The sequence below is a fragment of the Deinococcus seoulensis genome, from assembly GCF_014648115.1.
Taxonomy (GTDB): Bacteria; Deinococcota; Deinococci; order Deinococcales; family Deinococcaceae; genus Deinococcus; species Deinococcus seoulensis.
Map to the genome: position 1 here is coordinate 122,472 of NZ_BMQM01000003.1, position 21,682 is coordinate 144,153.

General features: G+C 70.3%; 22 protein-coding genes. 13 read left to right on the forward strand and 9 right to left on the reverse strand.

Going from position 1 to position 21,682, the window contains the following annotated elements:
• The first annotated feature begins 98 nt into the window (after window positions 1-98).
• A complete protein-coding gene (locus IEY70_RS03935) occupies window positions 99-617 on the forward strand; it encodes a hypothetical protein (RefSeq protein WP_229777601.1) in 519 nt (172 codons plus the stop codon).
• Window positions 618-1,008: 391 nt separating this feature from the next.
• Here the strand turns inward: IEY70_RS03935 and IEY70_RS03940 are convergent, their stop codons facing one another.
• The 3 genes from IEY70_RS03940 to IEY70_RS03950 all read right to left on the reverse strand — a co-directional run bounded on the left by IEY70_RS03940 (window position 1,009) and on the right by IEY70_RS03950 (window position 3,254).
• Window positions 1,009-1,269: a hypothetical protein gene (locus IEY70_RS03940; protein WP_229777602.1), complete on the reverse strand. Its 261-nt coding sequence runs from the start codon at window positions 1,267-1,269 to the stop codon at window positions 1,009-1,011.
• A gap of 111 nt (window positions 1,270-1,380) precedes the next feature.
• The gene (locus IEY70_RS03945) at window positions 1,381-2,472 is read right to left on the reverse strand and encodes an enolase C-terminal domain-like protein (RefSeq protein WP_229777603.1); all 1,092 of its coding nucleotides are present in this window, start codon (window positions 2,470-2,472) and stop codon (window positions 1,381-1,383) included.
• Window positions 2,469-3,254 carry an ATPase gene (locus IEY70_RS03950; RefSeq protein ID WP_189063699.1) on the reverse strand — a complete coding sequence of 262 codons (786 nt, stop codon included), beginning with the start codon at window positions 3,252-3,254 and terminating at the stop codon, window positions 2,469-2,471. Before IEY70_RS03950 ends, IEY70_RS03945 begins: the two co-directional genes overlap by 4 nt.
• Window positions 3,255-3,371: 117 nt before the next feature.
• Here IEY70_RS03950 and IEY70_RS21245 point away from each other — a divergent pair, with 117 nt between their 5' ends.
• The 3 genes from IEY70_RS21245 (at window position 3,372) to cysK (ending at window position 6,619) form a co-directional block, all read left to right on the forward strand.
• Entirely contained in the window at window positions 3,372-3,506 is a 135-nt protein-coding gene (locus tag IEY70_RS21245) for a hypothetical protein (protein WP_268243801.1), read from the forward strand.
• Window positions 3,507-3,646: 140 nt separating this feature from the next.
• Window positions 3,647-5,542 (forward strand): PRC-barrel domain-containing protein, encoded by a 1,896-nt coding sequence (locus IEY70_RS03955; RefSeq protein ID WP_189063700.1) that lies wholly within the window; start codon window positions 3,647-3,649, stop codon window positions 5,540-5,542.
• 120 nt (window positions 5,543-5,662) lie between these two features.
• Window positions 5,663-6,619: a cysteine synthase A gene (gene cysK, locus IEY70_RS03960; protein WP_189063701.1), complete on the forward strand. Its 957-nt coding sequence runs from the start codon at window positions 5,663-5,665 to the stop codon at window positions 6,617-6,619.
• A gap of 73 nt (window positions 6,620-6,692) precedes the next feature.
• Here the strand turns inward: cysK and IEY70_RS03965 are convergent, their stop codons facing one another.
• Window positions 6,693-7,430, reverse strand: coding sequence for a DUF937 domain-containing protein (locus IEY70_RS03965; protein WP_189063702.1), 738 nt, complete (start codon window positions 7,428-7,430; stop codon window positions 6,693-6,695).
• A gap of 409 nt (window positions 7,431-7,839) precedes the next feature.
• Here IEY70_RS03965 and IEY70_RS03970 point away from each other — a divergent pair, with 409 nt between their 5' ends.
• From IEY70_RS03970 to IEY70_RS03990, 5 genes are all read left to right on the forward strand, one after another.
• Window positions 7,840-8,703, forward strand: coding sequence for an ABC transporter permease (locus IEY70_RS03970; RefSeq protein WP_189063703.1), 864 nt, complete (start codon window positions 7,840-7,842; stop codon window positions 8,701-8,703).
• On the forward strand, window positions 8,696-9,514 hold the full coding sequence (locus IEY70_RS03975) for an ABC transporter permease (RefSeq protein WP_189063704.1): 819 nt from the start codon (window positions 8,696-8,698) through the stop codon (window positions 9,512-9,514). The genes IEY70_RS03970 and IEY70_RS03975 overlap by 8 nt, the downstream gene beginning before the upstream one ends.
• A gap of 115 nt (window positions 9,515-9,629) precedes the next feature.
• Window positions 9,630-10,586, forward strand: coding sequence for an ABC transporter ATP-binding protein (locus IEY70_RS03980; protein ID WP_189063705.1), 957 nt, complete (start codon window positions 9,630-9,632; stop codon window positions 10,584-10,586).
• A 4-nt stretch (window positions 10,587-10,590) separates the two neighbouring features.
• Window positions 10,591-10,962 carry a hypothetical protein gene (locus IEY70_RS03985; RefSeq protein ID WP_189063706.1) on the forward strand — a complete coding sequence of 124 codons (372 nt, stop codon included), beginning with the start codon at window positions 10,591-10,593 and terminating at the stop codon, window positions 10,960-10,962.
• A gap of 34 nt (window positions 10,963-10,996) precedes the next feature.
• Window positions 10,997-11,563, forward strand: coding sequence for a DUF2179 domain-containing protein (locus IEY70_RS03990; protein ID WP_229777604.1), 567 nt, complete (start codon window positions 10,997-10,999; stop codon window positions 11,561-11,563).
• Window positions 11,564-11,690: 127 nt separating this feature from the next.
• Here the strand turns inward: IEY70_RS03990 and IEY70_RS03995 are convergent, their stop codons facing one another.
• On the reverse strand, window positions 11,691-13,343 hold the full coding sequence (locus IEY70_RS03995) for a glycine betaine uptake BCCT transporter (RefSeq protein ID WP_229777605.1): 1,653 nt from the start codon (window positions 13,341-13,343) through the stop codon (window positions 11,691-11,693).
• 252 nt (window positions 13,344-13,595) lie between these two features.
• On the opposite strand from IEY70_RS03995, the gene IEY70_RS04000 reads away from it, so the two are divergent.
• Window positions 13,596-14,234, forward strand: coding sequence for a DNA-3-methyladenine glycosylase (locus IEY70_RS04000; RefSeq protein WP_189063707.1), 639 nt, complete (start codon window positions 13,596-13,598; stop codon window positions 14,232-14,234).
• On the opposite strand, the gene meaB is transcribed toward IEY70_RS04000, so the two are convergent.
• From meaB to scpA, 4 genes are all read right to left on the reverse strand, one after another.
• Window positions 14,218-15,189: a methylmalonyl Co-A mutase-associated GTPase MeaB gene (meaB, locus tag IEY70_RS04005; RefSeq protein ID WP_189063708.1), complete on the reverse strand. Its 972-nt coding sequence runs from the start codon at window positions 15,187-15,189 to the stop codon at window positions 14,218-14,220. The two genes, IEY70_RS04000 and meaB, sit on opposite strands and share 17 nt — an antisense overlap.
• Window positions 15,165-15,701 carry a hypothetical protein gene (locus tag IEY70_RS04010; RefSeq protein WP_189063709.1) on the reverse strand — a complete coding sequence of 179 codons (537 nt, stop codon included), beginning with the start codon at window positions 15,699-15,701 and terminating at the stop codon, window positions 15,165-15,167. Before IEY70_RS04010 ends, meaB begins: the two co-directional genes overlap by 25 nt.
• Entirely contained in the window at window positions 15,695-16,045 is a 351-nt protein-coding gene (locus IEY70_RS04015; RefSeq protein WP_189063710.1) for a hypothetical protein, read from the reverse strand. The genes IEY70_RS04010 and IEY70_RS04015 overlap by 7 nt, the downstream gene beginning before the upstream one ends.
• A gap of 115 nt (window positions 16,046-16,160) precedes the next feature.
• Window positions 16,161-18,314: a methylmalonyl-CoA mutase gene (gene scpA / locus IEY70_RS04020; RefSeq protein ID WP_189063711.1), complete on the reverse strand. Its 2,154-nt coding sequence runs from the start codon at window positions 18,312-18,314 to the stop codon at window positions 16,161-16,163.
• A gap of 248 nt (window positions 18,315-18,562) precedes the next feature.
• Between scpA and rpe the strand changes: the two genes are divergently transcribed.
• The 3 genes from rpe (at window position 18,563) to IEY70_RS04035 (ending at window position 21,672) form a co-directional block, all read left to right on the forward strand.
• Window positions 18,563-19,237 carry a ribulose-phosphate 3-epimerase gene (rpe, locus tag IEY70_RS04025; protein ID WP_229777606.1) on the forward strand — a complete coding sequence of 225 codons (675 nt, stop codon included), beginning with the start codon at window positions 18,563-18,565 and terminating at the stop codon, window positions 19,235-19,237.
• Window position 19,238: 1 nt separating this feature from the next.
• A complete protein-coding gene (locus tag IEY70_RS04030) occupies window positions 19,239-19,967 on the forward strand; it encodes a 2-phosphosulfolactate phosphatase (RefSeq protein ID WP_189063712.1) in 729 nt (242 codons plus the stop codon).
• Between the two features lie 112 nt (window positions 19,968-20,079).
• Window positions 20,080-21,672: a hypothetical protein gene (locus tag IEY70_RS04035; protein ID WP_189063713.1), complete on the forward strand. Its 1,593-nt coding sequence runs from the start codon at window positions 20,080-20,082 to the stop codon at window positions 21,670-21,672.
• The last annotated feature ends 10 nt before the right edge of the window (window positions 21,673-21,682 follow it).

Here is a 21,682-nt window from a genome sequence, read left to right on the forward strand (position 1 = left end):
GTGCGTGCAGGACGGCCAGAACGAACGCCTGTTTAGACAGCTGCCGGGGGCGTGGTCCCCCCCCGTTCACGCCTGGCCCGCATGTCACGATGAGCGGCGTGACCCGCCCACCCCCCAAAGGCCCACCTCCCGAAGGCCTGCCCCCGGAAGGCCCGCCCACCGATCCGCACGCCGCGCTGATGGACGAGGGCGACCGGCTCGCCCGCCACCTGACCCAGACCCTGCACGCCACCCTGCGCGACCAGCCCCGCCTGACCTTCCTGGGCCGCAGCCTCGCCCTGAACCTCGTGAACGCCTTCATGCCCACGCTGGAGCACGTGACCCGCCGCGCCGGTCACCCCCTGCGCGCCGCCCTGACCCTCGACGACCGCGCCCGTCCACTGATTCACACCGCCACCCCGGACGGCGAGCCCGGCCCCAGCGTCAGCGTGGACGACCTGCTACGCGACCTGCTGTTCCTGCGCGGCGGCCTGCACCCCGCCGTGCAGGAGCACCTGCGCGGCGCGCTGAGCGGCAGCGAACACCACGCGACCCGCGCCCTGGTGGACTGCCTGCGCAGCCGCCCCGTCCTGGACGCCATGCAACGCCAGATTCAGACCCTGATGCGCGCCGTATGAAACGGACTCCGATTGAATGGCTTACAAAGCCGTTCAATCCGAGCGGATGCGAGTAGGAGAGAAGCGGATTCCGGACGTGGAGTTGGCAGATCGGTGGTGTTCCGATCTGTCAACGAAATAAATGGAATTCGTATGATCAATGGTGCGGACAGGTTCATCCCTTCAGGGCAGACCAGCGATGAACACGCAGTGTTTACTCCTCCCCCTTGAGGGGGGAGGCCGGGAGGGGGTGAGCAGGAATGGCGTTCCAGAAGACGTTTTCCATGCTTTTCCCCTCTGCCGCTTGAACAGTGTCCGCACCATTGCTGCCCCTGACGATAGAAGAACAGGCCGGAGGCACCCTGCCTGGGCGTCCGGCCTGTCTGTATCGGGGCTGTCTGTATCGGGGCTGTCAGCGGCGGGGTTCGCCGGGTTGCTGGACCGGTGCGGGCGCCTGCAGGTGACGGACCAGCAGGACCAGTACCACGCTGGCGTGCAGCGAGAGCAGCATGAACAGGTTCAGGGTGGGTTCCATGACGTAGCCGACCGCGCCGACCAGCTGGAACAGCGTCAGGATCAGCAGCCCCTGGGCGCGGCGGTCGGGGAGTTGCAGGTAGACGTAGGTGCCGCCCGCCATGCTGAACATCAGAGGCAGGAGCAATGCGTTAAGCATTTCTTGATCCATACCTCATTATTCTGCGTGATCTGTCACAGGCATCTGTCCTGTCTGACCCACCCCGGCCTTCATTCGCGTTCCTGGCTGCGGAACAGGGCCGCGCCGCTCCTACCCGACGCGGTAACGGGCCACTTTCGCCGGATCGAGCGCGTGACCGCTCAGGGCCGCCACGTCCAGCCAGCCGTCCCGGAACTCGATGGGCGCGTTCAGCAGGTCGTCCTGCAATTTCAGGACGAAACTCAGTTCGCAGGGTTCGGTCACCTCGGCCTGCGTGGACAGCAGCGCCGCGTGCAGCGTGCCCAGGCCCGTGCTGGCCTGCGATCCCACCATGCCGCGCTTGCCGTGCGCGGCGGCCCGGCGCAGCATGGTCAGGCCATCCGTGAAGCCGTTGCGGGCGGTTTTCACGTTCAGCACGTCGAAGGTATCGAAGTCCAGTTCGCGGTCCAGGTCGGCCGGGGTGAAGCAAGAGTCGTCCGCCACGACCGGCAGTCGCCCCTGCGCGTGAAGCGCGGCCCGCGCCCGCAACTGCCGCGCCGGGAGCGGTTCTTCCACGTACATCAGGCCCGCCTCACGCATGGCGTCCAGCGCCGCCGGGGCCGATTCTGGGCTCAGGGTCTCGTTGCTGTCGGCGTACAGCAGCACGTCAGGGCCGAACTCGGCGCGCAGCGCCCGGATCACGCGCAGGTCGCGTTCGTGCTCGCGGCCCACCTTCACCTTCAGGCAGCGCACCCCGGCCTGCACCACGCGCCGCGCCTCGTCCAGCATGTCGTCCGGACTGGCGATACCCAGGATGAAGCTCACGCGGACGCGGGTGTTCGGTCCCATCAGCGTGCCGAACAGGCTGCTCCCGGCGGCGCGCGCGCGGGCGTCGTGCAGGGCCATGTCCAGCGCGCCGCGCGCCGTGTGGTTGTTCACGACACTGTTCCGCACCCGATCCAGTCCCGCCTCGTCCGTGATCGCCACGCCGGTCAGGCCCGTTTCCAGGTGCGCGAGGATGCCCAGCACGCTGGCGGGCGTCTCGCCGTAGATGGTGGGGCGCGGCGTCGCCTCGGCCACGCCCACCGTGCCGTCCGAGAGCGTGACCTGCACCAGCACGTGCTCGGCAGCACTCAGGGCCGAGTGCGCCCCCCACGCCAGCGCCGAGGTCAGCGGCAAGCGGTACACCAGTCCCTCGACCCGCGCGACGGTGGGCACGCTCACGCCGCACCCCCCGCCCATTCACGCACGGCGGCCGCCACGCCCGCCGGGTCCAGCGCCACGGTATCCAGCACCAGCGCCCGCGCGGGCGGCAGGGTCCGCAGGAACGCCTCGGCCGCCGCCGGGTCGTAGTTGCGCCGTTCGGACACCACGATCTTCACCTTCGCCAGCACGTCGCCCGGCGCGAACCCCTGAGCGGGCAGGTCAGCCAGGGCGTCCAGTTCCGCCGGGGTGAAAACCTCTGCCGCGCCCTTCAGGTCGGCCAGCGATTCCCGCAGCGTCCCGCTGCCCTGGGCGCCGCTCACCTGATCGAAGGCGTCCGCGCGGCCCAGCAGGCGCCGCACCCGCACCGCGTCCGGCGCGCCCAGCGCCACGAACCGCCACGCCGGGAACGACTGCGCCGCGTACCGCACCTCGTCCAGCCCGCGCAGCCCGTCGAACACCGGCGCCCCGCCCCAGTGACCCGTGTCGGCCAGCAGCGACCCCAGCGCCTGCGCCATGCCGCCCGGATGGGCCTGCCGGTACTGCGCGGTCAGCCGGAAGCGTTCCTCACGGTCCCGCACGGGCGCGCCCGCCAGCGGCAGGATCATCACGGCGTCCGTCACCTCGCGCCGGTCCGGCAGGACCCGCACGCCCCCGTCCGCGCCGATCAGGGCGGCCAGCGCGGTGCTCTTGCCCACGCCGGTCACGCCGACCAGCACCGTCAGTGGCAGCTCGGACAGTCGCCGCTCGTGCGGGGCGGGGGGCGCGGCGTCGGCACGCAGGAACGGCAACTCACTCGACATGCCCAGAGCGTAGCGTCCACCCCAGGTAAAGGCGGCACCAAGGTTCAGTCAAGTACCCATCACCCGCCCCGCGGGAGAACGGCGCGCGGCGTTCATACACTCACGACTGGAGGCTCCATGACCCGACTCAAAGGCAATCCCGGCGGTAACGGCGGCAAGATCCTGATCGTCCTGATCATTCTGATCGTCCTGTTCCTGCTGGCGTACTTCCTGTACCTCAAACCCCAGGGCCTGCTGAACCTCGGCTTCTGAAGCCCGGCACAGGCCGTGGCCGCGCAGCGTGCCCGGCGCCCACCCCCACCCGAAGCCCATCCCCACCCGACGCCCACCCTCACCCGGCGCCTCCCCCATCCCCCCCCCTCGGCGTCACCGCAGTTCACCGGAGTTCTCACATGATTAAAGGCAAGGAAATTCTGGGTCGTCCCATCATCGCCGTCAGCAGCGGCGAGAGAATCGACACCGTCCACGACGTGATCTTCGACCATCAGGCCAATCAGGTCCTGGGCCTGCTGGTCGACGAGGGCGGCTGGTTCAGTGCCGCCAAGGCCGTGCCGTTCGGCGAGATCCGCTCGATCGGTGAGGACGCCATCATGGTCGGCGCGCCCGACGCCGTCACCACCACCCGCGAGGACGGCCGCCTGAAAGAAGCGCTGGACAGCAAGAGCAGCCTGATCGGCCTGACCCTGATGACCACCGACGGCCAGAACCTCGGGAAGATCGCCGACGTGTTCTTCGACGAATACACGGGCCGCGTGGAAGGCTACGAGGCGACCGGCGGCCTGTTCGCCGACCTGAGCAGCGGGCGGACCTTCGTGCCCGTCCCGGAAAGCGTGCAGATCGGCGTGGACACCGCCATCGTGCCGGTCGAGGTCGCCAACGCCATGCAGGAACAGGACGACGGTGGCCTGCGCGGCGCGTTGCAGACCGCCGGGCAGAGCGTGGCAGGCGTGTACTACGACGCCGCCGACAGCGTGAAAGGTGCGTACGGGAACATCGCGGAAGCCACCCGCGAACGCCAGAAGGAGTACGTGGTCGGCAAGACCGCCGGGGGTGACATCACCGCCGAGGACGGCCGCGTGATCGTCGCGCAGGGCGAAACCATCACCGCCGCCCAGGCCGACGAGGCCGAAACCGCCGGGAAACTCGCCGCGCTGGCCACCGCCGCCACCGGCGGAGTGATCGCCGACGCGTACGGCAGCGCCCGCGACCGCGTGCAGGAAACCTACGCCGACGTGAAGGACGCCACCGCCGAACGCCAGAAAGCCTACGTGACCGGCAAGACCGCTGGCAGTGACATCACCGCCGACGGCCACCTGATCGTCGCGCAGGGCGAAACCATCACCGCCGCGCACGCCGACGAGGCCGAAACCGCCGGGAAACTCGCCGCGCTGAGTGCCGCCGCGACCGGCGGAGTGATCGCCGACGCGTACGGCAGCGCCCGTGACCGCGTGCAGGAATCCTACGCCGACGTGAAGGACGCCACCGCCGAACGTCAGAAAGCCTACGTGACCGGCAAGACCGCCAGCAGCGAGATCTGCACCGACGCGGGCGAGGTCATCGTGCCCGCCGGCGCGACCATCACCACCTTCCAGGCGGACCGCGCCGAGCAGACCGGCCGACTGGCCGCCCTGACCGCCGCCGCGACCGGCGGGGCCATCGGGAGCGGCGTGCAGGGCCTGCGGGAACGCGCCGCCCTGGACCCGAACACCCTGGAAGCTGCGGTGGGACGCCGCGTCCGCAGCGATGTCCGCGCGCCCGGCGGGAGCCTCGTGGCCGCGCAGGGTCAGATCGTGACGCAGGCCATCGCCGACCGCGCCCGCCACCTGGGCGTGCAGCAGGCCCTGATCGACGCCACGACCGGCGGCGCCGCCGGCACGTCCGGACCCGCTGCCGGGGCCGCCGTCGCGGGCGGACTGGCCAGCGTCAGCGAGGGCGCCGGGAACCTGCTCGACCGCGCCAGGAACTGGCTGGGCGACAAGCGCGAGCAGGCCAGTGAGGTCATCGACCAGCGCCAGCAGGAAGCCGAGGAGCAGAAGGTCCGCGACGCCCTGGGCCGCCCCGTGACCCGCGTGATCCTCGCACCCGACGACTCGATCATCCTGAACATCGGCGAGATCGTCACCAACCGCGCCGTGCAGGCCGCCCGCGACGGGAACGTGCTGGACATCCTGGTCAGCAGCGTCAGCAAGGAAACCCCGCACATCGACCCGCTGGCCAGCCGCCCCGACGCGACCGGCGAGGCCGCCCTGCCCGAACAGGACGCCCCGGACAGCCAGCCTCCCCGCTAAGCACCAGAGGAGGAGGCGGGGAGCCGCGCGCCGTGATGGGTGCGCGGCTCCCTGTGTTGTGGGGCGCCCCTGTCTGCTTCCCCCCGATTCCCGCGCCGCGCAGGGCCTATCCTGGGCGGCATGATCGAGTCGCTCATCGGCCACACGCCCCTGCTGCAACTGAAACGCGTGACCGGCCCCGACATGGCCGACGTGTTCGTGAAACTGGAAGGCCAGAATCCCGGCGGGAGCATCAAGGACCGCACCGCGCTGGGCCTCGTCGAGGACGCCGAACAGCGCGGCCTGCTGAAACCCGGCGGGACCATCGTGGAACCCACCAGCGGCAACACCGGCATCGGGCTGGCGCAGGTGGCGGCCGCCAAGGGGTACAAACTGATCCTGTGCATGCCCGCCCAGATGAGCGAGGAACGCAAACGCACCCTGGTCGCCTACGGCGCCGAACTGATCCTGACCGACCCGCAGCGCCGCATGCTGGCCGCCATCGAGGAAGCCGAAGCCATCGCCGAACGCACCGGCGCCGTCATGATGGGCCAGTTCACCAACCCCGCCAACCCCGCCGTGCACGAGGCCACCACCGGCCCCGAACTGTGGGAGCAGATGGACGGCCGCATCGACGCGTTCGTGTACGGCAGCGGCACCGGCGGCACCATCAGCGGCGTGGGCCGTTACCTGAAACGCATGAACCCGGACGTGCAGATCATCGCCTGCGAACCCGCCCGCAGCAACGTCCTGAGCGGCGGCGAACGCGGCGACCACGGCTTCCAGGGCATGGGACCCGGCTTCATTCCGCAGAACCTCGACCGCAGCGTTCTGGACGGCGTGGTGCAGGTCTGGGAGGAAGACGCCTACCCGCTGGCCCGCCGACTGGCGCAGGAGGAAGGCATCTTCGTGGGCATGAGCAGCGGCGCCATGGCCTGGGCCGCGCTGGACGTCGCCCGCCGCCTCGGCCCCGGAAAGCGCGTGGCGACCATCGCCTGCGACACCGGCGCCCGCTACCTGACCACCAGCCTCTTCGCGGGCGGCAGCGACACCCCGCCCGGCTACCAGCCCCGCTCACGCGAACGCACGGATAACTGATACAGACTCCGATTGAATGGGCTGCAAAGACCGCTCAATCGGAGTCCGTATCAGGCGTGTGTGCGGCCTCGCCTCAGCGGCGCGCGCCGCCGAACATGCCGATCAGGTCGTCCAGGGCGCTGCCGTCACCGTCGCTGTCCAGCGCGTTGTTCAGGGTGCCCAGCAGTCCGCCGCCCGCCTGGGTGGGTTGTGCCTGCGGTTGCCCGGCGCCGCCCAGCACGCTGCCCAGCAGTCCGCCCAGCCCGCCGTTCTGCGCGGACTGGTTCTGGACGCCGCTGTTCTGGTGGCCCTGCGCGGGTGCGCCGCCCAGCATCCCGCCGAGCAGGCCGCCCAGCCCGCCGGCCGCGCCGCCGCCCAGCAGGCCACCCAGGACGCTGCCCAGGTCCGCGCCGCCACCCTGGCCGCCCTGTCCCTGTTTCTGGCGGCTCAGGTAGGCCAGGACCAGCGGGGCCAGCATGCTCATGATCTGCATCGCCATCTGCGGGTCGATCCCGGCGCGTTTGCTGACCGCCTGCGCCGCCTGCTGCTGCTGACCGCCGAACACGTGCCCCAGGATCTTCTGGCCGTCCTGCGTGTCGGGCGTCTGCCCCTGCGTGAAGGCGTCCAGGGCGCTGCCGTCGTGGCGGCTCAGGGCGCCGTTCAGGGCGTCCAGGCCGCCGGGTTGCGCGGCGTTGCGGGTCAGGGCGCCCAGCAGCAGCGGCAGCGCCGCCTCGATGGCCGCCTGCGACTGGCCGGGGTTCGCGCCGGTGTTCTGAGCGACGGTCTGCTGGGCCTGTCCCATTCCTCCGAGCATGTTGAAGATGTCCATCATGGTGTGCCTCCTGTTCCGGCGCGTGCGGCCGGTGGTTCGTGCGGGTGGGTGAGGGGCAGTGGCGTGGCAGGGAACTTCCGGTGCGCCGTGATTCAGGCAGGAAGACAGCGGCCCCGCAGTACCTGCCCAGGCACGCATCCCCGGTCAGACGGAACCGCTGTCTGCCCAGCGTACCCCCTGCGGCCCGCCCGGCCCCCGGCGCGCCCGGAACTCCCCGGTGGGGGAGAGGGTGGGGGCATGGATGGGGGAGGGAGGCCGGGCGTACCGCGCCTGCCCGGCCCCGCGTGCGTGCCCTCTGCCATGCGGCGTATGTCGCTTGCGGGACCGCTCGGGTAGGCTGACCGCTTCCAGTTCGGCAACCGGGACGCCTGCACGCAGGACGCCCGGTCTCTGGAGAGGGGGAGACTGTATGACCATTCAATCACCGCCCGCCCCGCAGCGTCACGCGGGCGCGGCCGGTTCCGGCGTGGCGCTGTATGCCGCCGTGGCGCGGCTGGGCTTCCGGCGGCCCTTCGCGTACCCGCAGGCGGCCCTGTGGGGCGTCGTCACCAACGCGTTTTTCGGGCTGCTGCGGGTGTCGGTGCTCGTGGCGCTGTTCGGCGCGCGGCCGCAGGTGGCCGGGTACAGCGTGACCGACGCCGTCACGTACACCGCGCTGATGCAGGCGTTCATCATGGCGCTGGCCCTGTTCGGCTGGACGGACTTCATGCGCACCGTTCACCGGGGCGAGATCGGCACGGACCTGCTGCGCCCCATGAACCTGCTGGGCTTCTGGGCCGCGCAGGACGCCGGGCGGGCAGCGGCGCAGTTCGCGCTGCGCGGCCTTCCGATGCTGCTGATCTTTCAGCTGGGCGCGGCGTTCACGGGCGGCGGGCTGCACTGGCCGGCCGGGCCGCTCGCGTGGACGCAGACGATCCTGAGTGCCGCGCTGGCCTGGGCGTGCGGGTTCCTGTTCCGCTTTCTGGTGAACTGCGCGGCGTTCTGGTCCCCGGACGCCGCCGGATTCGGCCGGTTCGCGTGGGCGCTGCTTGGCCTGGGGTGCGGGTTCCTGATGCCGCTGGCGTTCTTCCCGGCGTGGGCGCAGGCGGCGCTGGCCTGCACGCCCTTTCCGTCCATGCTGAACACCACCGTGGAACTCTGGCTGGGCCTCAGGAGTGGCCCCGGCGCGTGGGTGGCGCTGGGCACGCAGCTCGCCTGGACGGGCGCGCTGCTGGCCGTGACCACCTTCACGCTGCGGCGCGGACTGCGGCGGCTGGAGGTCGCCGGTGGCTAGCCTGCGCCACCACACCCGCCTGTACTTCCGGCTGCTGGGCGCGCAGGTCCGGTCGCAGGGCGCGTACCGCACGTCGTTCCTGCTGGACTCGCTGGGCACCCTGCTGATCACCGCCGCCGAGTTCGCCGCGCTGGTGCTGGTCCTGCCGCGCTTCGGCAGCCTCAGCGGCTGGACGCTGGGTGAGGTGTGCCTGCTGTACGGCCTGGCGGAACTGGCGTTCGTGCTGATGGACATCCTCTTCGGCGGCTTCGACGCGCCCAACCTGTCCGGGCACGTCCGGAGCGGCACGTTCAGCACCTTCCTGCTGCGCCCGGCCCCGCTGACGTTGCAGGTGTTCGCCTCGGATTTCGCGCTGCGCCGCGTGGCCCGCGTCGGACTGGCCGCCGCCATCGCCGGGTACGGCCTGACGCACGCCGGACTGTCCCTGAACCCGCAGACGTGCCTGCTGCTGCTGGGGGCCGTGCTGGGCATGATCGCCTTTTTCGGCGCGCTGTTCGTGGTGGGCGGCACCCTGACCTTCTGGACGGTGGACAGCGTGGAAGCCATGAACGTCCTGACGTACGGGGGCCGCACGCTGATCAGTTACCCCATGGACATCTACGGGCGCGCGCTGCGCCGCACCTTCACGTTCATCATCCCGGCGGCGTTCCTGTCGTACTTCCCGGTGCTGCGTGTCCTGGGCCGCCCCCTCCCGGACGGCCTGCCCGACTGGGCCGCGCTGCTGCCGCTCCCGGTGGGCCTGCTGGCCCTGGGCGCCGCCCTCGGTTTCTTCCGGTTCGGGGTGCGCCACTACCAGGGAACCGGCACGTGACCCGCGCGTCCTACCCGCCCCGCGCTACCCTGAACGCCCCGCACCCCACAGCCGGGCAGGGCGTGCCTTCAGAACGGGCGTTCAGCGCAGCGGGGTTCAGAGCAGGAGTTCAAGCATGATCGAAGTTCAGCACCTCAGTAAATCCTTCCGGGTCCGGCAGGGCGGCCTGCTGTCACCCGCCACCGGCATCATGACTGCCGTCCGGGACGTCAGTTTCAGCGTCGGGCGCGGCGAGATCGTCGGGTACCTCGGCCCGAACGGCGCGGGCAAAAGCACCACCATCAAGGTCCTGACCGGCCTGCTCGTCCCGGACAGCGGCGAGGTCACGGTCGGCGGCCTGACCCCCTGGAAGCACCGCCGCGAGCACGTCGCGCGGCTGGGCGCGGTGTTCGGGCAGCGCACCACGCTGTGGTGGGACCTGCCGGTCCGCGAGAGCCTGGAACTGCTGCGCCACGTGTACCGCGTACCGGAGGGTCGTTTCCGCGAGAACCTCGCGCTGTTCACGGACCTGCTGGACCTCGGGCCGTTCCTGAACACACCCGCCCGCTCCCTGAGCCTGGGCCAGCGCATGCGCGCCGACCTGGCCGCCGCGCTGCTGCACGACCCGGAACTGCTGTTCTTGGATGAACCCACCGTCGGCCTGGACGTGATCGCCCGCGAACGCGTCCGCGAGTTCGTGGCGCACACCGCGCGGGAACGTGGCGTGACCGTGCTGCTCACCACGCACGACCTGACCGACGTGCAACGCCTCGCCGGGCGCGTCATGATCATCGACCACGGGCAACTGCTGTTCGACGGGCAACTGAACGACCTGCAAGCCCGTTACGGCGGCGCGCGCGAGGTGCAGGTGGACTACGAGACGCCGCCCGCCGACCCGCGCATTCCGGGCCTGGAATTGCTGAACGCGGGCGGCGTGCGCGCCGTGTACGCCTTTCACGGCCCGGCCGCCGCGCCCATCGCGCTGATCACCGCCCACGCGCCCATCCGTGACCTGACCGTCCGCGAACCCGACATCGACACCACCGTCCGCCGCATCTACGAGCAGGACCTGCTGCACGCCGGGGTACGCTGACCGCATGACTGATTCCGGACACTCCGGCCCGGCCCCCAGCGTGAGCACGGGCGCCCTGTTCCTGGTGATCCTGACCTTCGCCGTGGCGGCGAACACCGTGTCCCTGCTGATCATCCCGGACGACCGGGCCGCGCGGCTGGTCCTCGCGGCGCTGCCGGTCGCCGGGTTGATCTGGACCGCCGTGAACGTGTGGCGCACGCGCGCGGTTCCCGGCGCGTGGCCGACGTGGCCGGTCATGCTGACCCTGTGGACCGTGTCGGTGTCGCACAGCACGCTGCAACTGGTCCTGGGACAGCCTCTGTCTCCTGTCCAGTGGAGTGCGCTGGGGCTGAGCACGGCCGCCTGCGGGCTGACCCTGCTGGTGTCGCGCCGCTGACCCTTCTCATACGGGCCTTACCTAGGCTGCGGGCGTGGAAGGCCTGACCCTGGACATGCTGATGGGCGCACTGCTCATCTTCGCCCTCAGAATCGCAGACGTGTCGCTGGGCACCCTGCGGATCGGGATGCTGGTCCGCGGGAAACGCCGCATGGCAGGCGTCCTGAGTTTCTTCGAGTCCATCATCTGGCTCGCGGCGGCCGCGCAGGTGCTCGGCAAACTGGAAAGCCCACTGCAGTTCGTGGCGTACGCCGGCGGGTACGCCACCGGGACCATGCTCGGCGCGAACATCGAACGCTGGCTGGCCGTCGGGAAGGTCGTGCTGCGCGTCATCGTGCCCGTCAGCGCCCCGGACGTGCACGACGCGCTGCGGCAGGCCGGGTTCTTCGTGACGACCGTGAACGCCAGCGGCCGCGACGGCGAGGTCCGCGTGATGTTCAGCGTGATTGCCCGCAAGAAACTCCGCGCCGCGCTGCGCGTCGTCGAGGGCACGTACCCCAAGGCGTTCATCACGGTCGAGGAGGTCACGACCGCGCAACTTCAGGAGGTCGCCACCCGCGAGGACCGCCTGTCACGGCGTTTCCGGATGATCCGGAAGTAGTGGGGCGCAGCGAAGGCAACAGGCAACAGGCAACAGACAACAGACAACAGACAACAGACAACAGGCAACAGAAAGGCGGGGCCGCCTCCGGGAGATGGAGGTGGCCCCGCCTGCATGAAGCTACGGGTCAGGGAGTGGGTGGAGTGACCGGCCGGGCGGGATCGGCGGGGGAGGCCGTGGCATGGGAGGCCTGGGCAGGGGAGGCCTGGGCAGGGGAGGCCTGGGCAGGGGAGGGCGCCGTTCTGGTGGGGCGGGGCGTGCGGTTCTCGCTCTGCAGGGCACGCATCAGGGACACGCACATGCCCAGCATGATCACGCTGAACGGCAGGGCCGCCACGATGCTGGCGTTCTGCAACCCGCTCAGGCCGCCGCTGAGCAGCAACGCCACCGCGATCAGGCTCTGCAACACGCCCCAGCCGAGCTTCACGCGGCCGCTGGGGTTCTCGCTGCCCTCGCTGGACAGGCTGCCCAGCACGTACGTGGCCGAGTCGGCACTGGTGATGAAGAACGACGCGATCAGCAGGGTCGCCAGGACGACCAGCACGCCACTCAGCGGGAAGTGCCCCAGCAGCGCGAACAGCGCCGTGGATACGTCGGCTTTCGTGGCGTCCATGACCGCGCTGTCGCCAGTCAGGGATTTCTGGAGGGCGCTGCCGCCGAACACGCTGAACCACGCGAAACTCACGAGGCTGGGGACCAGCAGCACGCCGGTCACGAACTCCTTGATGGTCCGCCCGCGCGAGATGCGCGCGATGAACAGCCCCACGAACGGCGCCCACGCGATCCACCACGCCCAGTAGAACAGCGTCCAGCCGCCCACCCAGGTCTTGCCGCTGAACGGGGTCAGGCGGGTACTCATGCTGATGAGGTCCTGCGCGTACCCGCCGACGCTGGTGGTGAAGGTCTCCAGCAGGAAGCGCGTGGGGCCCAGCACGAACACGGCCAGCATCAGCAGCGCGGCCAGCACCATGTTGGTGTTCGAGAGAATCTGGATGCCCCGCGTCAGGCCGGTCGAGGCGCTGATCAGGTACAGGACCGTGACCACCCCGATGATCGTCAGCTGGGTGGGCACACCCACGCTGAGGCCGAAGGCGCTGTTCAGGCCGCTGTTGATCTGCACCGCCCCGAAACCCAGCGAGGCGGCCACGCCGAACACGGTCGCGATGATCGCCAGCACGTCGATCAGTTTCCCGACCGGACCCTCGACCCGGTCACCCAGCAGCGGCCGGAAGGTGCGGCTGATCAGGGCCTTCTCGCCCCGCCGGAACGAGAAGTACGCGATGCTCAGCGCGACCACGCTGTAGATCGCCCAGGGGTGCAGGCCCCAGTGGAAGAACGAGTACTTCAGGGCCGTGCGGGCCGCGTCGGCCGTCTGGGCTTCCACGTTGCCGGGCGGGGTCAGGTAGTGCGAGACAGGCTCGGCCACGCCCCAGAACACCAGCCCGATGCCCATGCCGGCGCTGAACAGCATGGCGAACCACGAGGAGCGGCTGAACTCGGGTTCCTCGTCGTCCCGGCCCAGTTTCACGCTGCCGTGACGGCTGAACGCCAGGTACACGCAGAAGATCAGGAAGGCCAGCACGGCCAGCAGGTAGTACCAGCCGAAACTCTCGGTGGTGAAGTTCATGGCGGCGGTGGCGGCCGCACCGAACCCGTCTGGATTCAGCAGGCCCCACAGCACGCAGATGGCAATGATGGCCATGGAAAGGTAAAGAACCACGGAATGAACCTCCAGGGTCAGGGTCGCGGCAGTCGGGGCGTCCGGGAGTCGGGTGGGCACTGCGGGGCAGGATGACCGGGCGCCGCTCTGCGCGACGTGAAAGGCAACGGTCCGTCTGGCGTGCCCGGTGACCCTGCCGGGCCGTGGACCGGTCCGGTGTGACGGCCGGGACGCGCCGCGCGGAGAGGCGGATGGACCCCCCTGGCTGACCGGTGGTCACGGGGGCGGCCCGTCACCTTACCCAGCGCTCATGAGGGTCATGAGGCGGTTCCCTGAAGGCCACCCGCACTGACCGCGCGGTAGGCTCGGCGCATGACCGCACCCCTGCCGCCCGCCCACTTCGACGGGAATCCCGTGCAGATCGCCCGGAACCTGCTGGGCGGCACCCTGGTCCGCCGCCTGCCCGACCATGAGAGCACCGTGGGAATCAGCCTCATGGGAACCATCGTGGAACTCGAAGCCTACGACTGCCCCCGCGATCCCGCCTGCACCGCCGGACGCTTCCACGCCGCCCGCAGTGCCGACATGGCCATCCCGCCCGGCACGTGGCTGTTCTGGACAGCGCACGGCCACCCGCTGCTGCAGGTCGCCTGCCGCGAACAGGGCGTGGCCGCCAGCGTCCTGATCCGCGCCATCGAACCCCTGGAGGGACTGGGGCACATGCTGACCTTCCGGCCCGTCACCCGCGAACGCGACCTGACGAACGGCCCCGCCAAACTCGTGTACGCCCTGGGCCTGGACCCCGCCCGGATCAGCGGGCGGCCCGTGAACGCCCCGGAGCTCCACCTCCTGCCGCCCCCCGCACCCCTCCCCGACGAGATGGTGCAGGTCACCGCCCGCATCGGCATCCGCGAGGGGCGCAACCTCCCGTGGCGTTTCACGATCCGCGGGAACCCCTGGGTGTCGCCCGCCACGCCCAGCATGGACCTGAGCGTCAGCTCCGGGGAGTAGGGGCGGGACCACCCAGCAGCGCCGCGACGCCCTGCACCGCCGTCAACCGCCCCGCTGCCACGTCCGCCCGCAGTGCCTGCAACTGCGCGCCGTCCAGGCCCGCCTGGAACGCCCGCCACGCCGCCTCGCGCAGCAGTTCGTCGAACCACTGCGCCGCCTGCCGCTGCCGTTTCTCGAGCAGGTTCACGGCGGCGCGGTACGCCTCGACGGTCGCCCACACCGCGTCCAGCCCCTCACCGGTCAGCGCGGAGGCCCGCAGTGCCACGGGTCGCCACGGCGCGTCATGCGGGGTGAGCAGCGTCAGCGCGGTGCGCAACTCCGTCTGGGCGCGCACCGCCGCCTGCGGGCTGACGTCGGCCTTGTTCACCACGCACACGTCCGCGAGTTCCATGATCCCCCGCTTGATGCCCTGCAACTCGTCCCCCGCGTTCGGGAGGGTCAGCAGGAGAAAGAGGTCCGTCATGGCTGCCACCTGCGTCTCGCTCTGCCCCACACCCACCGTCTCCACGAGAATCACGTCGAAACCCGCCGCCTCGCACAGCGTGATCGACTCGCGCGTGCGCCGCGCCACGCCGCCCAGCGTGCCCCCGCTGGGGCTGGGGCGGATGAACGCATTCGGATGCACCGTCAGGCGCGGCATGCGCGTCTTGTCACCCATGATGCTGCCGCCCGTCCGGGCCGAACTGGGGTCCACGGCCAGCACCGCCACCCGGTGCCCCGCGTCGGCCAGCCGCACCCCCAGCGCCTCGATGAACGTGCTCTTGCCCACGCCCGGCACGCCCGTCAGGCCGATCCGCACCGACCGCCCCGCACGCGGCAGCACCTCCGACAGGAGGGCCTGCGCCTGCGCCTCATGCTCGGGCCGCGTGGACTCGACCAGCGTGATCGCCTTCGCCAGCGCCCGCCGCGCGCCCGCCAGCAGCGGCAGCGTCAGGGGATGGGCAGCGGCGGGCAAGTGAACCTCTCTATCAGCTCGGCGGGGCGCAGTTCGCGTTCCAGGGTCGGCCAGGGGACGCGGTGCTCGGGGTGCACGTCGCCCCACTCGCGGGTCTGCACGACCTGCCCGTCCGGGCCGATCAGCCGTTCGATCCGCGCGGCCACTGTGTCCTGGCCGGGCGTGCGGCGCAGCACCCACGAGTACGCGCGGGGGCGGCCCGCGTCGTCCCAGTCGATGCGCTGCTCGGTCCGGTCCGGGTTCCAGCCGGACGCGGCGCGCAGCACCAGCCGCCGCACCGTGCCGCGCGCGTCCGTCCACGTCTGCACGTCGAAGAACGCGTCCATGATGCACCCCATCGACGAGCCCTGGAACGCCCGCCACCCTCCCATCGCCGCGTCGTTCCCGCTCACGACCGCCCGCGCGGACGCGGCAGGGGAGAGGCCCACCGGACCACTCAGCCCGCCCGCCAGTGCCGCACCACCCGACAGCGGCGCACTCAGCAGCAGCGCCAGCATCACCCGTTTCAGCATGTCAGCCCCTTCGGCGCCGCCCGCAGGTACGACCTCAGCGGCGTCGTCACACCCCGCGCGCGGAACCCCGTTTCCTTCACCAGTCGCCCCCGCGCGTCGAACGACCCGCGCACGTCCAGCAGGCGACCCGCGAAGCCACTCCAGCTCACGCTGAGGCCCGTCAGTCGCCCCGCCCGGTCGTAACTCTGCCGCACCCGCAGCGTGTTGTCCGGCACCAGCCGCGCGTACGTCAGGCTCCGCACCCGGCCCGAGCGGTCCAGCAGGAACGTCGTGTCCCCCCGCTCGCACACCCGCAGGCCCCCCACCTGCGCGGGCGGCCCCGCAGGCGGTGCGGGCAGGGTCATCCCCACCGCACCCGCACCGCTCAGACCAGCCATGCCCAGCACGGCACACGCCGCCACAGCCCTCAGTCGCTTCAGCATGCGGGCAGGTACGCGGAGGAGGGGGCCAGGGTTGCGTTCACGCCTGCTCGCGCGCCCGCAGGAGGTTCAGTACTTCGCGGGCGCTGCTGAGGATGGGCGTGCCGGGGCCGAAGATGCCCGCCGCGCCCGCCTCGCGCAGGGCGGGGTAGTCCTGTTGTGGGATGACGCCGCCCACGACGACGAGGATGTCCCCGGCGCCCTGTTCGCGCAGCGCGGCGATCAGCTGCGGGACGAGGGTCTTGTGCCCGGCGGCCTGACTGCTCACGCCGACGACGTGCACGTCGTTCTCGATGGCCTGCCGCGCGGCCTCGTCGGGCGTCTGGAAGAGGGGGCCGACGTCCACGTCGAAGCCCAGGTCGGCGAAGCCGGTGGCGATGACCTTCGCGCCGCGGTCGTGGCCGTCCTGTCCCATCTTCACGACGAGGATGCGGGGGCGGCGGCCCTCGGCCTCGGCAAAGGCCTCGATCTCGCCCTGCAGGGCGGCGAAGCCCTCGTCACCGTCGTACCCGGCGGCGTACACGCCACTCAGGGTGCGGATCTCGGCGGCGTGGCGGCCCCAGGCGCGTTCCAGGGCGTCGCTGACCTCGCCGACGGTGCAGCGGGCCTGCATCGCGGTCACACTCAGGGCCAGCAGATTGCCTGACCCGCTGCGGGCGGCGTGTTCCAGGGCGTCCAGCGCGGCCTGGACGGCGGCATTGTCGCGGCTGGCCTTCACGTGGTTCAGGCGGGCGATCTGCGAGTCGCGCACGGCGGCGTTGTCGATGTCCAGCACGTCCACGCTGGTCGCCTCGGCCGGGCGGTACTTGTTCACGCCGACGATCACGTCCTCGCCCCGGTCGATGCGGGCCTGTTTGCGCGCCGCGGATTCCTCGATGCGCAGTTTCGGCACGCCGCTCTCGATGGCTTTCGCCATGCCGCCCAGTTCCTCGACCTCGCGCATCAGTTCCCGCGCCTTCTCCGCGAGGTCGTGCGTGAGGCGTTCCATCAGGTAACTGCCGCCCCACGGGTCCACGACGTGCGGGATGCCCGTCTCCTCCTGAATCACCAGCTGGGTGTTCCGTGCGATGCGGGCGCTGAAGTCGGTGGGGAGGCCGATGGCCTCGTCGAAGGAGTTCGTGTGGAGGCTCTGCGTCCCGCCGAACACGGCCGCCATCGCCTCGACGGTCGTGCGGATGACGTTGTTGTACGGGTCCTGCTCGGTCAGGCTCCAGCCGCTCGTCTGGCAGTGGGTGCGCAGCGCGCGGCTCATGGGATTCCTCGGTTCGAAGGGCGCCATGAGTTCGCTCCAGAGCAGGCGGGCGGCGCGGAGCTTGGCGACCTCGGTGTAGAAGTTCATGCCGATCCCGAAGAAGAAACTCAGGCGCGGCGCGAACTCGTCGATGTGCAGGCCCTTCCCGAGCGCGGCCTTCACGTACTCCAGCCCGTCCGCGAGGGTGTACGCGAGTTCCAGCGCGGCGTTCGCCCCGGCCTCCTGAATGTGGTACCCGGAAATACTGATCGAGTTGAAGCGCGGCATCTGCTGCGCCGTGAACTCGATGATGTCCGCGATGATCCGCATGCTGGGCGCCGGAGGGTAGATGTACGTGTTGCGGACCATGAACTCTTTCAGAATGTCGTTCTGGATGGTCCCGGACAGCTGATCGAGGGTCGCGCCCTGCTCCAGCCCCGCCACGATGTACCCCGCCAGGATCGGCAGGACCGCGCCGTTCATGGTCATGGACACCGACATCTCGCTCAGCGGGATGCCGTCGAACAGCACCTTCATGTCCTCGACGCTGTCGATGGCGACCCCGGCCTTGCCCACGTCGCCCACCACGCGCGGGTGGTCGCTGTCGTACCCGCGGTGCGTGGCGAGGTCGAAGGCCACCGACAGGCCCTTCTGCCCGGCGGCGAGGTTGCGGCGGTAGAAGGCGTTGCTGGCCTCGGCGGTACTGAAGCCCGCGTACTGCCGGATCGTCCAGGGACGCGCGGCGTACATGGTGGCCCTCGGGCCGCGCGTGAAGGGCGGCAGGCCCGGCAGGGTGTCGGCGTCCAGGCCCTCGGTGTCCTCGCGGGTGTACAGGGCTTTCAGGGTCAGGCCCTCGGGCGTCACGCGGTTCAGCGTGCCGGGCTCCGCGCCGCGCAGGTCCTTGCGGGCCAGGGTTTTCCAGGCGTTCAGGTCGGCGGCCTGGGGGGTCGTGGGTTGGGTCATGCAGTGGACCTCCGGCGGGTCAGGAGAGGCGGAGTGAGGGGCGCGGGCCGCGCACTCCGGAAGTGAAACGACTTGATGCGCCCATCATGCCACGCACTCAAACGCACGTTAGGCCCGCGGGACGCGGCGTTCCCGCAGGCGTGACAGGGTGCAGCGCCCCACCACGCACCCATGAATTCAGCTCATCTGTAATAGCAGAGGCGACCATCTGTTCCTGACGTAACGCATGCAATGTTAGACTACCGGGCGTGACTGCCGAACCCGATTCCTCCAGACGCGTGAAACTCGCGCCGAGCATCCTCGCCAGCGACTTCAGCCGCCTCGGCGAGGAACTGAACGCCATCGCCGGAGCCGACTGGGCACACGTGGACGTCATGGACGGCCAGTTCGTCCCGAACATCTCCTTCGGCCTGCCCATCCTCGCCGCCGCCCGCGCCGCCAGCCCCCTGTTCATGGACGTTCACCTGATGATCGACCGCCCCGAACGCTATCTGAAAGACTTCGCGGACGCCGGAGCCGACGGCCTGACCGTCCATGTCGAAAGTACCCCTCACATCCACCGGGCCGTGCAGCAGATCCGCGAACTCGGCAAGAAAGCCGGCGTGACCCTCAACCCCGGCACGCCCCTCGAAACCCTGCAACCCCTGCTGCACGACGTGGACCTGATCCTGATCATGAGCGTCAACCCCGGCTTCGGCGGCCAGAAATTCATCCCGCACAGCCTCGAGCGCATCCGCACCGTCCGCCGCTGGCTCGACGAGACCGGCAGCGCCGCCGAGTTACAGGTCGACGGCGGCGTTGGCCCCACCAACGCCCGCGCCGTCGTGAACGCCGGGGCCAGCAACCTCGTCGCCGGAAGCGCCGTGTTCGGCAGGGACGGCGCCCAGGCCGGACTGGAACGCCTGCGCGAGGCCCTGAAATAACATGCGGCTCCGCGTCGACCTTCTCCCACACGGCAACTACCCGGATGTCGTCATCATCATCGACGTGCTGCGCGCCACCACCACCGCCGTCGCGTACCTCGAACGCGGCGCGCAGGCCCTGCTGCTGACCTCCACCCCCGACGTCGCCCTCGCCCTGCGTCCCGAAGGAGAAAGCACCCCCTACCTGCTCGGCGGGGAACGCGGCGGCCTGCCCATCCCCGGCTTCGACTTCGGCAACAGCCCCGCCGAGGCCGCCGGGCAGAACTTCACCGGCAAGACGGTCGTCATGAACACCACCAACGGCACCGGCGCCGCCCACACCGCCGCGCAGAGCGGCAAGCACGTGTTCCTGGCATCCCTGACGAACGCGCACGCCGCCGCCCGCCGCGCCCGCGCCGCCGCCACCGAGGAGATCGCCATCGTCTGCGCCGGAACCGACAACCACGTCGGCCTGGAAGACGTGTACGCCGCCGGCGTGCTCGCCGAGTACCTGCTCGCCATGGGTGAATTCAGCATCGACGACGGCGCCCGCATCGCCCTGACCGTGCGCCGCAACGGCGGCAATCCCCTGGAAGCGCTGGGCAGCAGCGGTCACGGCCAGCACCTCAGCCGCCTGGGCCTGGGCGAGGACGTGCGCTACGCCGCCGGCCTGAGCACCAGCACCATCGTCCCCACCCTGACCCGCGACGACAGCACGCCCGAGCAGACCCTGAAATTCATCGCCGGGTAACCCCGTCCCGTTCCGCGCCTCTGCCCGGCGCCGTTCCTGCCCGCCCACCCCGCCGGTGGTGCGGGCAGATTCGCTTGGCAGACCATGGGGCGAGCCCTAACATGAACGCCGCATGAACGGCCCGGACCTCCTGAACCTGCTGCGCAGCGGCGACATCGACCCCCTGCACACCCACCTGAGCGACCTGCAGGCGCAGTTCGAGGCCGGGAAACTGCACGAACGCGACCTGCTGCGCGCCTTCCAGCCCTTCCAGACCTCCGACCTGACCCTGAGCGACGGCTTCCAGAAATGGACCGAAACGCACCCCGGCACGTACGCCCCGCACGTCGCGCTGGCAAACTGGTTCCTGGGACGCGGCTGGGAAGCGCGCGGCGGCCATACCTCCAACCGCGTCAGCGACCAGGGCTGGCGTTCCCTGGACCACTTCCTGACCCAGACGGACGGCTGCGCCCGCCACGCCGCCACCCTCACCGACAACCCCCTGGCCGCCTGGAACGTCATCGGACTGGCCAGCAACACGCGCGGCTGCCAGCTGAGCCTGCACGACGTGCAGACGCAGCAGTACCCGGACTGGTTCACGCGCGGCGTCGCGGACAATCCAGGCAGTGTCGCCCTGCGGCGCGTCATGCTGCTGCACCTGCGTACCGAGTGGGGCGGCAGCGAGGAACACATGCTGACCTTCGTCCGCCAGCAACAGGACGCTGGACAACTCGGCCAGACCGACATGCAGCGCCTCTGGGCGGAATTCCACAGTCACGTGGCGCACCACGCGCAGCATTTTGCGCGGGATCCGGACCGTGCCATTGAACGGGCCAGTCTGGCCGCCGATCTGTACCCGCCGAAAGCAGAGCAGTTGTTCATCGCACTGACGAACGCTGCGTCTCCGGGACCGGCGCGCCTCGCAGCTCTACGCCGGTTCCTGACGGCGGCTGAACAGGACCCGGCGGTAAGTCTCAGCGGGAACTTCTACTGGGCCCTGGCCAAAGCCGGTTCATGGATTCAACCGCAACTGCCTGCGCTGCATACGCTCATCGCGCGGGAACTTCACCAGGGTGACGCGCAAGGAGCCGTGAGTGTTGCCCGTCTTCGCCACAGGCACCCGACCTGGAAGCTGCCGGACCCGTTGCCTGCGCTGCGGGTGGCGCGCGATCAGGGTCACACGGAGGCTGCTGAGGAGATCGTATACGCCGCCGGGCCCTCGATATCAGATACCGAGGTGCGCGGCGACATCCTGAAAGCGGCCGACCTGCTCAGCGGAGACATGAGCTGGCGGGTCTACCAGGACTTCCCCGCGTATCAGCAGCAGTTCAACCTGACGGCACGTCAGCGGTTCAAGTACCTGCACCGCGCCGCAGACGGGGGGAATAACGACGCCCGCGTGGAACTCGCACAACAGCTGCGCGCCGGGAAGGTCGAACTGGGCGGTGATGGCGTCCTGCGTCCCGTGGATACCCCACCGCTCCAGTCGAGCCTGGATTACGCCCGGCACCTGCTCGAACGTGCCGTCGCCGTCGATCACGAACCCGCGCGACATCTCCTGAACGACACCGCCGAGCAGGAATGGAACGCGGATCAGGCGACCCGGCTGGCGCCCTCCGTTCAGAAACCTGCGGCTGCGCGGAGTCACTGGTGGGACGGCTGGTGGAAGGTCATGCTGGTGCTGGCAGGTCTGCGGTTGCTCGCAGCCCTCTTCGGGCATCACTGAACGCCCGCTG